Source organism: Sphingomonas sp. 35-24ZXX, assembly GCF_000786215.1.
In the GTDB taxonomy this organism is placed as follows: Bacteria; Pseudomonadota; Alphaproteobacteria; order Sphingomonadales; family Sphingomonadaceae; genus Blastomonas.
Genome location: NZ_JROG01000002.1, coordinates 1 through 10,678 on the forward strand (window position 1 = coordinate 1; position 10,678 = coordinate 10,678).

Sequence of the window (10,678 nt, forward strand, 5' to 3'; positions counted from 1 at the left end):
ATCGTGCTTGATCGATGATCGGATCGATACCGCAGGCTCAGGACGCACTTCTTGAGGCTCCGGAACTTCAGCCGATGACAAGCCAGCCAACGCCGTGTGAACATTCGCGATCAGCGTAGCGATGTCGCCCAATGCGACACTGTTGTTTCCAATATGCGCTGCCACGATATCTGCGGTAAGCGTAATCAGCTGCTCTTGCGAATGTTCTGTCATGGGTGCGTCCTCGATAATGTTATTTAGTGTCACCAACGCTTATCGTCAGCATGGTCAACAAGCGAGGCAGATTTTTTGCAAGTTTCAATAAAAGCTGTGGATGGATGGCGCGATGTAGAGCGATCGATGGTTTTGCGATTGTCGATATCTAAAGCTACGCCAGCGAAACGAGGGCGGCAGCAATCATTGTCAGTGCGATGATCGCAAATTCGATTTTATCCCTGTCTGGTGCGCGCATTGATGGAGAATATCTCCACAGATCCGCCGCTGCTACGGCTTGTTTCAACACCGTCTAGTCGCGCTTATCCTTTGTCCTCCTGCAGTTGAGACATGTTTCGCAGGATGTCCTTTGGCAAACGTGGAGATGCTGGCATTGCGGTTCAGGGCGACCACGCAATGCCCGCCACAGCGTGCCGAGGCTGGTCAGCACGGCTGCGAGCCCCAGCAGAAACGATCCATCGATAATGACCATTGCAGACTCCTACCTATGGAGTCATGTTCCATGTTTGTTCTCAAGTAGGAAAGGCGATTCTGCGATGAGCATCACGATTTTGCCTGTGCCGGGTTATCCGCGCCTGCAGGTCAGCGGCGATATCGAGGCCGTGCTGCACGTCCCGTTCGACGATGATGATCGCTTTCTGGTCGGGGTCAGCGATGGCACCTTGCTGCTGGGCACCTATGACGAACAGCTGCGGTGCACCTGGTCAGTAGCGCGCGAGGGTGCTGCCATCATTCGTATCGAAGGTGAATGCGTTGATCTCCATTGGTCGGTCGAGTGGATCAATGTCGGCCTCTACAGCAGCGCGATGATCGACCGGTCAGAGCCTGCGCTTTTGCCTCTGTTCCTTGAGCTTGACCGTCACGCCGCATGATCGCCGCACTTGCTGATCGTCAGTCGCTGACCTCGTAGAACATCGGATTCTGCAGCCATTCCTCGATAGCCGATTCCCGCCATCCACAGCATCGCTCGGCGAGCTTGACCTGCTTGGGGAACGTGCCCGCCTGGATCTTTCGGTAAAGCGTCGCTCTGGAAAGCCCGGTGCGATCGAGCACGCTGTTCAGCCTCAGGAACCTGTCGGGTGCATGGGATGCCATGGCCACTGTCTCCATCCTGTGATGTGATCTGCCCCTGCCTGCGACCGAGATTTGGTGATGTGCCGCCGCGCGTCAATCGAGCCAAATGCGGCGATTTCGCAGGCAATGGGGCAGGGGAGCGCTGCTGGCATGCTGCGGGAAATGGCAGCGTAAGCAGAATATTTCTGCTCACGGCATCTCATGGTGTTTCAGCATCCAGCAGCGCTTCTGCGGACGCCGCATTACGGCGGCGTTAACCCCGCTCGGGCGGGACACCGGGGGGCGTCCATCGCCTCTAGCCACGCCAGGCCAGCGCTCAACCCGCGTTGCGGGTCCTCCTCTTCGTTGCGGTGCTTAGCGCATGCGCGCCGTCCGTTGCAGCGTGGCTGCCAGCTCTTCTTCGCCGCCCCCCAGCGCCCCTTCCGGGCCGAGGCCGGATGGAAGGAGACAAGGCCATGGAACACACTACCACCCGCAACAGCCTCTATACCGAGGTCACACAGCGCATCATCGCTGAGCTCGAGCAGGGACGGCTCCCTTGGGTCCAGCCATGGGACACTGCACTTTGCGGCTGTACCATGCCGCACAACGGAGCAACCGACCGCCGCTACTCTGGCATCAACGTTCTGATCCTCTGGGCCGAAGTGGTCATGAGGGGTTACGGTTCCCAGCGCTGGCTGACCTACCGCCAGGCACAGGCCGCTGGCGGCAATGTCCGCAAAGGCGAGAAGGGCACGACCGTCTGCTATGCCGACCGGTTCACGCCCAAAGCAGAAGCCGAACAGGCACGCGGCGAAGACCGCGAAGCCCGGACCGTTGCTTTCCTCAAGCGGTTTACGGTGTTCAACATCGACCAGTGCGAAGGTCTGCCCGAAGACATGACAGCAGCGCCGATTGCAACCGATCCGGTGCTCGCCATCGCCGAAGCTGATGCGATCATCACCGCCAGCGGTGCCACGTTCAACATCGGCGGCGATGCTGCGTTCTACAGCTCGGTGCACGACTTAGTGCAGGTACCGCCCCAAGCCGCCTATCATGAACCGATCAACTGGTACCGCACCGCTCTGCATGAGCTCGGTCACTGGACCGGCCATGCCAGCAGGCTGGACCGCGATCAGAAGGGTAGCTTTGGCTCGGCACCATATGCCCGCGAAGAGCTTGTCGCCGAGTTGGCAGCCGCGTTCACCTGCGCATCACTTGGTATCGCACCGACCGTCCGCCACAGCGATTACATCGCATCCTGGCTCAGCGTTCTGCGCGAAGATGACAAGGCCATCTTCCGCGCGGCGAGCGCGGCCAGCAAGGCTGCAGACTATCTCCTCAACCTGACGGGAGAGGCGCCATGACGGCGCCTCTTTCGTCTACCGAATCCCACGAAAATGGAGGCAGTTGTGCCGGGCAAATCCAAGCTTCGACCTTGCCAACTTGCCACCATCGCTACAGGGTAAAAGCCATGCGCACCGATATCGATCATCTGCCTGGCCAGAAGCAGCAGGAGCTGCAGGCTGCGGTGCGCATCCTGTTCGAGGAGTTCACCGCCGCGATCGGCAACACGACCGCGCCTTGGAAGAAGCAGGGCCGCATCCTCAAGGTCATCCTGTACGGCAGCTATGCGCGCGGCGACTGGGTCGATGATCCGGTCGGTGGCTACAAGTCCGATTACGATCTGCTGGTCGTGGTCAATGACGAGCGGCTGACCGATGTCGTCGATTATTGGGCCACCGCCGATGACCGGCTGATGCGTGAGATGACGATCACGCAGACGCTGAGCGCACCGGTCAGCTTTATCGTGCACAGCCTCAAGGATGTGAACAAACAGCTGGAGCAGGGCCGCCCGTTTTTCACGGACATCGCCACGCAAGGCATCGCGCTTTACGAGGCCGAGGGTTTTCCGTTTTCGACGCCGACGAAGCTCGCACCCGCAGTTGCACGCGAAGAGGCAGGCAAGTCTTTCGATCGGTGGTTCTCGATAGCGAAGACGTCCTTCGCTACCTACAAACTGCAAAGGCAAGAGGGCAACGACGTCTACTGGCGCAACAAGGCGGTCTTCGAACTCCACCAAACAACTGAGCAGCTGTACCATTGCACGCTGCTGGTTCTGACCCTTTACAGCCCGAAGTCTCACAAGCTCGGCTTTCTGCGCGGCCATGCCGAGGAGATCGCACCCGAACTTATCGAGGCCTGGCCGCGCGACGACCGGTTCAGCCGCCGATGCTTCGAGCTGTTGCGCCAGGCCTATGTCAACGCGCGCTACTCCCCGCATTACAAGGTCAGCGACGAAGAGCTGAACTGGCTCGGCGAACGTGTCGCCATCCTGCAGGATCTGGTTCGCAACGTGTGCGAACGCCGCCTGGCGACGGACGACTAGGCAGGCCTCAGGCTGCCTTGCTTCCTGGCCCACTGTTTTCGCTGTCGGCCAGTGCGCTGCTGATCATGGCTGCCAGCGTCTCCTCGGCTCGTGCGCGGACGATCGAATCCGAAGACAGCAGATCCTGCCTCACCCACTGCGGCGCGCGAGCAAGCACGCCCAGCACCAGTTCGTTGATTTCCCCACTCATAGGTTGAACCTATGCGATATCATCGTCACGACGCCAACTGGTTTTGCGCAAAGGCTCTCGCGCCACGCCGCCGCCACAGCGTGATTTGCTGCGGCCCACCGGCATCGCGGACCTTCGCAGCCGCCTCGACCAGAAGCCCATAGATCACCGCCCGGTCGTCATCGACGAGCTGGTCGATCCCGGACTTCACCATCAGCCCGCCGAGCTCGATCAGCCGCCGCGTTCGCTCGCGCCGCTTCACCTGCCAGTCTCGCGTATCATTGCGGGCCTTGGCCAGCATCAGCCGGTTGCGCTGTGCCTGTGTTCTGCGCAGCGCCGTCGTCAGATTCTGCAGCTGCCTGCTGTCTGGATTTCCGCGCGCCGCGCTGCTGAAAGAACGCCGCGCCGCGCTTGCGCCAAGCCTCCTTCCTGGCAGCATCCTCATTACCAACGGCGGCGAGCAGCGCACCCGCCAGTACCTCGGTCCCGAGCGCGTCGGCGCCGGTGGCGATGACAAACTCTCCCAGCTGTGTCAGCCTTGCTGCCTTCAGTGCCTTTGCCCTGTCGCTCAGTGCCTGAAGCTCGGCGTCAAAGTTTCTCGGTCTGCGCATGGATGTGACCTTTCATTGTCGATGAAGGGCCCACCAGCTATGCCAATGTTGTCTATCCGCCAACAGGCTGGGTCATTGTGAGACCCCGTCATCCCGAGAGCGATCAAATCGGTTGAGGGCGCGCTTATACGTCGTGCCGACGTTGCTTGGATGGCGTAAATGGACGATCGCCATGGCGATCTATCACCTCTCTGCCAAAGTCATCTCGCGCAGCACCGGTGCATCGGCGCTGACTGCCGCCGCCTATCGCTCGGGCTCACGACTGCACGACCAGCGGCTCGATCGGCACCACGACTTCACCAACAAGCCCGGAGTCGTGCACAGCGAGGTCATGCTGCCCGTTGGCGCGGACGAGGCCTGGAAAGACCGCGAGCAGCTCTGGAATGACGTCGAGGCCGCAGAGCTTCGCAAGGATGCACAGCTTGCCCGTGAGATTGAGTTTGCGCTGCCGAGAGAGCTGACCCGGGAACAAGCCATCGAACTCGCCCGTGACTTTGTTCGGTCCGAGTTTGTTGATCGCGGCATGGTCGCAGATCTCAATGTCCACTGGGACATCGGCGAGGATGGCCAGCCCAAGCCCCACGCTCATGTCATGCTCACAACGCGCGAAATCGACATCGCTGAGGATGGTAGTGTCAGCTTCGGTGCAAAGGCCCGCGACTGGAACCGCACCGATCTGCTGACGCACTGGCGGGAGGCCTGGGCGAACATTGCCAACGAACGCCTGGCCTCGCTCGATATCGACGCGCGCATCGATCACCGGTCGTTGGAAGCACAGGGCATCGATCTGGAGCCGCAGCACAAGATCGGTCCAGCCGCCTCGCGCATGGCGGGCGAGGGGCTGAGCAGCGAGCGGCTCGAAGAGCATCACGCCATTGCGCGATCGAACGGCGAAAAGATCATCGCCGATCCCAACATCGCGCTCGATGCGATCACACGTGGGCAGGCCACGTTCACCACCCGCGATCTTGCGATGTTCGCGCACAGGAACAGCGACGACAAGGACCAGTTCGACAAGGTGATGTCGGCGGTGAAGAACGCGCCGGAACTTGTTGAACTGGGACGAGATGGCAAGGGGCAGGAGCGGTTCACCAGCCGGTCGATGCTGGAGACCGAACGCAGGCTTGAGCTTGCGACCACCAAGCTCGACACGAAGCGCAACCATCCGGTGAAGGACCTGCAAAGGGAGCGTGCGCTGGACCATGCGAAGCAGCGCGGGCTCGACCTGTCGCCCGAGCAGCGCGGCGCTCTCGAACATGTCACCAGCCCGCGCGGCCTCAGCAATGTCATTGGCTATGCCGGTACGGGAAAGAGCGCGATGCTCGGCGTTGCGCGCGAGGCCTGGGAGTTGGCAGGCTACGAGGTGCAAGGCGCGGCGCTGTCTGGCATTGCGGCTGAAGGCCTGGAGCATGGATCGGGCATAGCATCGCGCACCATCGCCAGCCTGGAATATCAATGGGAGCAGGGCAGGGAGTTGCTCACCGATCGTCATGTGCTGGTGATCGATGAAGCCGGAATGCTCGGCACGCGCCAGCTCGAGCGCGTGATGTCGGAGGCCGAACGACGCGGCGCGAAGGTTGTGCTCGTCGGCGATCCCGAACAGCTACAGGCGATCGAAGCAGGCGCGGCGTTCCGTTCCACCGCCGAGCGCCACGGTGCGGTGGAAATCAGCGGGATCCGCAGGCAGCAGACCGACTGGCAGCGCGATGCAACCCGGGAGCTTGCGACAGGCAGGATCGGCGAGGCGCTGGGCCGATATGAGGAAGCTGGGCACATCCATGTTGCAGAGACCCGCGAAGCTGCGCGCACGGCCCTCGTCGATGCCTGGGATCAGGATCGGAAAGCCGATCCGCAAGCTAGCCGGATCATCCTCACCCACACCAACGATGAGGTGAAAGCCCTCAACGAAGAGGTGAGGGAGCGGATGCGCGCCAGCGGGTCGCTCGGCCCAGAAATCGACATCAGCGTTGAACGCGGTTCCCGCAGCTTTGCCAGCGGTGACCGGATCATGTTCCTCAAGAACGAACGCGAGCTGGGCGTAAAGAACGGATCGCTCGGTACCGTGCAGAGCCTGTCATCGGTCCGCATGGCAGTGATGCTCGACGATGGCAGGGCCGTGGCGTTCGACCTGAAGGATTATGCCCATGTCGATCATGGCTATGCGGCAACCGTCCACAAGGCGCAGGGCATGACCGTCGACAAGGTCCAGGTACTGGCGACGCCAGGCATGGACCGGCACGGGGCCTATGTCGCGCTGTCGCGGCATCGCACCGAGGTCGATCTGCATTACGGCAAGGACGACTTTGCCGATCGCAAGGCGCTCACCCGCACGCTGTCGCGCGAGCGGGCCAAGGACATGGCGAGCGATTACACCCGGCAGCCAGACAAGATCCAGCAACAGCAAAAGGGCAGGGAACTCAACCAGCCGGGTCGCGACAAGCAGACCCGGATCAGGGTCAGCCGCACTGGCGCGCTCGCCGATCTGCTCGGGGGCAAGGAGATCTCGCCACAGCGCGAGCGTCAGCCGGGGCTGCGGGTTAATGCCAATCTGTTGAAACCAGGACCTGAGCAGACACCGCTGGAAAAGGCGGTTCAGCAGTACACGCGTGCAGCGCAGGATATCCTGACCTTGCACGACCAGGGACTGGGCTCGCTCGAGTATCAGCAGGCTGCGCTCGACAAGGCAGGCAGAGCGCTTGAAGCAATGGGCCGTGGATATGTGCTGGACCTGGGTCGTGCGCTGGTCAACGACCGCTCCCTGATCCCCGAAGCCCTGTCGGGCAACCTGGATCGGACCATCGAGGCGATGCACCAGCAGCAGGCGGCGCGTCTGGCAGAACAGGCGAGGGCCGACCGGTTCGTCCACGAATGGCAGACACGCTCGCGGCAGATGCAGCGCATGCTCAAGGATCAGGACTATCTCAATGCCGAGAAGGTCGAACGTCACCTTGGTGCGATGGCCCACAGCCTTGAGCGCGACCCGCAACTTGAGTCGCTGCTGCGGAACCGCCGCGTGGAACTGGGGCTGGACGCAGTGAGAGGAAGATCACTGTCGCAGGACCTAGCAGACTGTATCGACCCCTCGCGCTCGCGGGGGCTCGGGCTGTAGCCTTAATGCCATGTCAGACCCCGATCCCGACGATATCCCGATCGAGCAGGCGCTCGAGATGATCGCACAGCGGCTCGGAATGCTCACAACCTCGGTCGACGGCGTTGCCGAAGGGCAGCAGGCCTTGCTCAGCCGCGACTACAGCGCTGAGCTTGCGAAGATCCACGCCATCACCCAGCGTATGCGTGAGGCCATCATCACGCTGTCGAACAAGCCTGCGCTGCTGCTGACCCCGAACGACATCGCCAGTCAGATCACGGCGGCAGGGCGCGACAGTCGCAAGGAAGATCACGCAGCGCTGGTCACCGCCCGGCAGGACATGCAGAAGGCCGCAAGCACCCTCGCCACCATGACCGCCTCAGCACGAACGGCACGCGAACAGAACCAGTGGCTGGCAGGCGCGGCGGGCCTTGCGCTTGTTCTCGGATCGATAGGCGGTTGCACCGTCCCGCCAGCGGTCGACTGGATGGTGCCCAAGGCCTGGTACTGGCCTGAGCGCAGGGCGATATCGGCGCTGCATCGTGACGGATGGCAAGCCGGGCAGAGGCTGATGTCTGTCTCGGATCCCGATCAGTGGGGTGATATCCTGGCTGCCAATCAACTCGTGCTGAACAATGCTGAGGCGATCGAGACATGTGCGAAACGAGCGAGGGAGCGGAAGCTCAGGAGCGTCGGGTGCTCGGTGGAGGTGCGGGGGGAGCTGAAATGAGGTGGCAGCGTTGTGCTCCCATTGCCGTCATTTCCGCTGTGTGTCCTGATAACCGAGTTTGGGACTGGTCTGCCGTCCAAACGCGCAGTGAGGAGCGGCGTGTTTCGCGAAAGGCCGACGACGATCGATTATCAATTCTCGCACCCATCTTAGAAGGGGCGGTGAATTGGCCCAAACCAAACTCTGACCCCCCGCAGCTTGCTTTGCTGTCCAGATTCTCGCGCCTGCCCAACCGTGTGACAGCCGCCGACTGGAAGGTAGTGCACATCACGCCTGCGACAAACCCCTCAGAAAAATTGTACCTACATATCACTTAGTGAGTTGACGAGGAGGTTCATCCAGGAGATATAAACATATCATATCGGAGAATGAAATGGAACTTCCTGCCCTGACCGACACCAGCCTCAACCTTCGGCACTGCCTGCTGTTGAAGGCCGACGATCTCTTTTTTACGCTGGCCGAGCCTCAAAGTATGCAAATGCGCGACAGCTTCCTTGGCCTAGAAGTCGAAGGCCTTGCCGATGAAAACGTGTCCGAAGAAGAAATCCGTTCGATCGATCTTGGCCGCTTCTCCATCGCTAAGCGCGTCCAGCTGCTCCACGCCATGCTCGCAAATCGGCAGCTGTCGCTCCATAAGCCAAACACACCCGACACCGAGGATGCCCGGAACGACGCGCTCCACTTCGTTGAGCACTTCCTCTCGACCCTGCCGACGGTCGCGCTTGGCGGTCTCGACCTTACCGCCGCACGCAACCGCGAAGTGCGCCAGGTTTGGGAGCTTGCCAGCGCATGGCTGTCGCTCATCGAGATCATCGAGTGCGCGTTCTATGATGACACGAACTGGTTGCTCACCGTGAGCGACCTGGCGCTCCTGTCCGGCATCGATGTCCGGACTCTTCGCAACCTGTGCGGCCCCAGCAAGACCATACGCACTCAAGCCACAGGAGAAGCGAAGCGCACCCCTTCCGACGCCAACGTCTTCGTATACCTCAACGGGACCGATGCACTCGACTGGCTGCGCTCGCGCAAGGACTTCAGGATAGTGCCCATCGATACCGCTTGGATCACCCGGTCGCTTGAACAGGCAGACGAGCGCAATGCCACCCGCGGCCTTCTGATCTCGGCCATCGTGAATCTGGGGCCGCTGGAACGCATCGCGCCAGCCATCGGTATCACCGTCGAAAAGGCCCGGGCCTATGCCAATGGAGAAGGGGAACTCGCGGCCAACTCATTTGAAAGGCTGGTCCATCTCCTCACGGTCGATCCGACCCCAATTACACAGGAGAGCGATAACATGAAGTACACAGCCGATCTCTCGCCGCCGACAGCAAGCCTGCACAAGCTTCTCATGACCGATCCGCGCATCGAGGAACACCCCAAGGGGCATTCGCAGTACGTCCTGCGCTACCGCACCAAGACGGGTCACGAAATCGCAGTCGAGAAGCGGGTCAAGACGCCGCTTCTCTACTTCACCCGCAGCCTGGCTGACGACCGGCTCACCGGGTTCGATCTCGAATACGTCCCTGCCACGAAGGGCGGACGCAACAGCAATCTCAACACTCTGGAAACATTCCGCGGGAAGCCTTTGGCTTGCTTACGTGTCAATGAGCTCGAAACCGCACGCAAGGCGCTCAATGCCTGCGTAGGCTCCTTGGCATAAGGCAAGCTGCTCCCTCGCAATCAGGGGAGCGCGCGCAGCCGGCGGTCGCGAAAAACACCGGCAGTTCAGAAACAGGGGCACACCTTTCTCCCTAAGACTGATCCCCTGACGCGAGGGCACGCGTGACAGCTCGGAGAGACGGCAACCATCGACGCCAAATCGAAGTTTGTCGGATTTTTTGGAGGAGTTGGCTCCTGGAGAGCCCGAGAAGCGGCCGATGTTTGACAAGCTCGATTATTCCCAGCAGGCTATGGCTACTGCCTTCAATCGCATCTATGTGCTCCGATCGCGTGCGCTTCACGCCGGTGTGCAATTCCCATATCCAATGTGCATCCCGCCGGAGCGGTCCGACGATGGCCGTTATAGCAAAGTTCCAGGTGGGCTCGCCGCAGCTGCGAGGGGGCGACGTGGAGCCGCAATGACACGCCAATGCTGCTCCACACCTTTGCGTTTCTGGCTAGGGGCGCGCTCCTTGCTTGGTGGCGCACCCTGATTCCGGAAGAGATCCAGAAAAGGCCTCCGATATTTTCGGAGCGCTTAACCGCCCTCGGGCCGGTCACTGACCGCTTCCGGCGGTTGGCGTCTCATTCGCAGCAAGGGACCGGTGTTTCCGATGAAGCCGAGTGAACCGTGTCTGCTGCTGAACCTGCCGCGCGGGCGCGGCAGGTTCAGCAGCAGACACGGTTCACAAAGCCGACACTCAGCGAACGCTCCGCTAAGCAAGGATCACGACCGTATCTGGAGCCATAGCGACCAGGCGGCGGG

11 protein-coding genes are annotated in these 10,678 nt (G+C 61.2%); 6 read left to right on the top strand and 5 right to left on the bottom strand.

Annotated elements, in window-relative coordinates:
* Positions 1–213, bottom strand: a 213-nt coding sequence (locus tag LI72_RS19455) for a MucR family transcriptional regulator (RefSeq protein ID WP_197051788.1), incomplete at its 3' end; no start/stop codon positions are given.
* Positions 214–749: 536 nt separating this feature from the next.
* Here LI72_RS19455 and LI72_RS02655 point away from each other — a divergent pair.
* The gene (locus LI72_RS02655; RefSeq protein ID WP_033924380.1) at positions 750–1,085 is read left to right on the top strand and encodes a hypothetical protein; all 336 of its coding nucleotides are present in this window, start codon (positions 750–752) and stop codon (positions 1,083–1,085) included.
* Positions 1,086–1,104: 19 nt separating this feature from the next.
* Here the strand turns inward: LI72_RS02655 and LI72_RS02660 are convergent, their stop codons facing one another.
* Entirely contained in the window at positions 1,105–1,308 is a 204-nt protein-coding gene (locus LI72_RS02660; RefSeq protein WP_033924381.1) for a helix-turn-helix transcriptional regulator, read from the bottom strand.
* Positions 1,309–1,742: 434 nt separating this feature from the next.
* Between LI72_RS02660 and LI72_RS02665 the strand changes: the two genes are divergently transcribed.
* Positions 1,743–2,633: an ArdC family protein gene (locus tag LI72_RS02665; protein WP_033924389.1), complete on the top strand. Its 891-nt coding sequence runs from the start codon at positions 1,743–1,745 to the stop codon at positions 2,631–2,633.
* A 107-nt stretch (positions 2,634–2,740) separates the two neighbouring features.
* On the top strand, positions 2,741–3,655 hold the full coding sequence (locus LI72_RS02670; RefSeq protein WP_033924382.1) for a HEPN domain-containing protein: 915 nt from the start codon (positions 2,741–2,743) through the stop codon (positions 3,653–3,655).
* Between the two features lie 7 nt (positions 3,656–3,662).
* Here the strand turns inward: LI72_RS02670 and LI72_RS02675 are convergent, their stop codons facing one another.
* The 3 genes from LI72_RS02675 to LI72_RS02685 are packed head-to-tail and all read right to left on the bottom strand — an operon-like array spanning position 3,663 to position 4,435.
* Positions 3,663–3,845 carry a hypothetical protein gene (locus LI72_RS02675; RefSeq protein ID WP_033924383.1) on the bottom strand — a complete coding sequence of 61 codons (183 nt, stop codon included), beginning with the start codon at positions 3,843–3,845 and terminating at the stop codon, positions 3,663–3,665.
* 25 nt (positions 3,846–3,870) lie between these two features.
* On the bottom strand, positions 3,871–4,125 hold the full coding sequence (locus LI72_RS02680) for a conjugal transfer protein TraD (RefSeq protein WP_231562342.1): 255 nt from the start codon (positions 4,123–4,125) through the stop codon (positions 3,871–3,873).
* Positions 4,103–4,435 (bottom strand): conjugal transfer protein TraD, encoded by a 333-nt coding sequence (locus LI72_RS02685; protein WP_033924384.1) that lies wholly within the window; start codon positions 4,433–4,435, stop codon positions 4,103–4,105. Before LI72_RS02685 ends, LI72_RS02680 begins: the two co-directional genes overlap by 23 nt.
* A gap of 172 nt (positions 4,436–4,607) precedes the next feature.
* Between LI72_RS02685 and traA the strand changes: the two genes are divergently transcribed.
* The 3 genes from traA to LI72_RS02700 all read left to right on the top strand — a co-directional run bounded on the left by traA (position 4,608) and on the right by LI72_RS02700 (position 9,913).
* Positions 4,608–7,544 carry a Ti-type conjugative transfer relaxase TraA gene (gene traA / locus LI72_RS02690; RefSeq protein WP_033924385.1) on the top strand — a complete coding sequence of 979 codons (2,937 nt, stop codon included), beginning with the start codon at positions 4,608–4,610 and terminating at the stop codon, positions 7,542–7,544.
* 10 nt (positions 7,545–7,554) lie between these two features.
* Positions 7,555–8,253 carry a DUF6118 family protein gene (locus tag LI72_RS02695; protein ID WP_033924386.1) on the top strand — a complete coding sequence of 233 codons (699 nt, stop codon included), beginning with the start codon at positions 7,555–7,557 and terminating at the stop codon, positions 8,251–8,253.
* Between the two features lie 373 nt (positions 8,254–8,626).
* Complete coding sequence (locus LI72_RS02700; protein WP_033924387.1) at positions 8,627–9,913, top strand: hypothetical protein; 1,287 nt, start codon at positions 8,627–8,629, stop codon at positions 9,911–9,913.
* Positions 9,914–10,678: the final 765 nt, after the last annotated feature.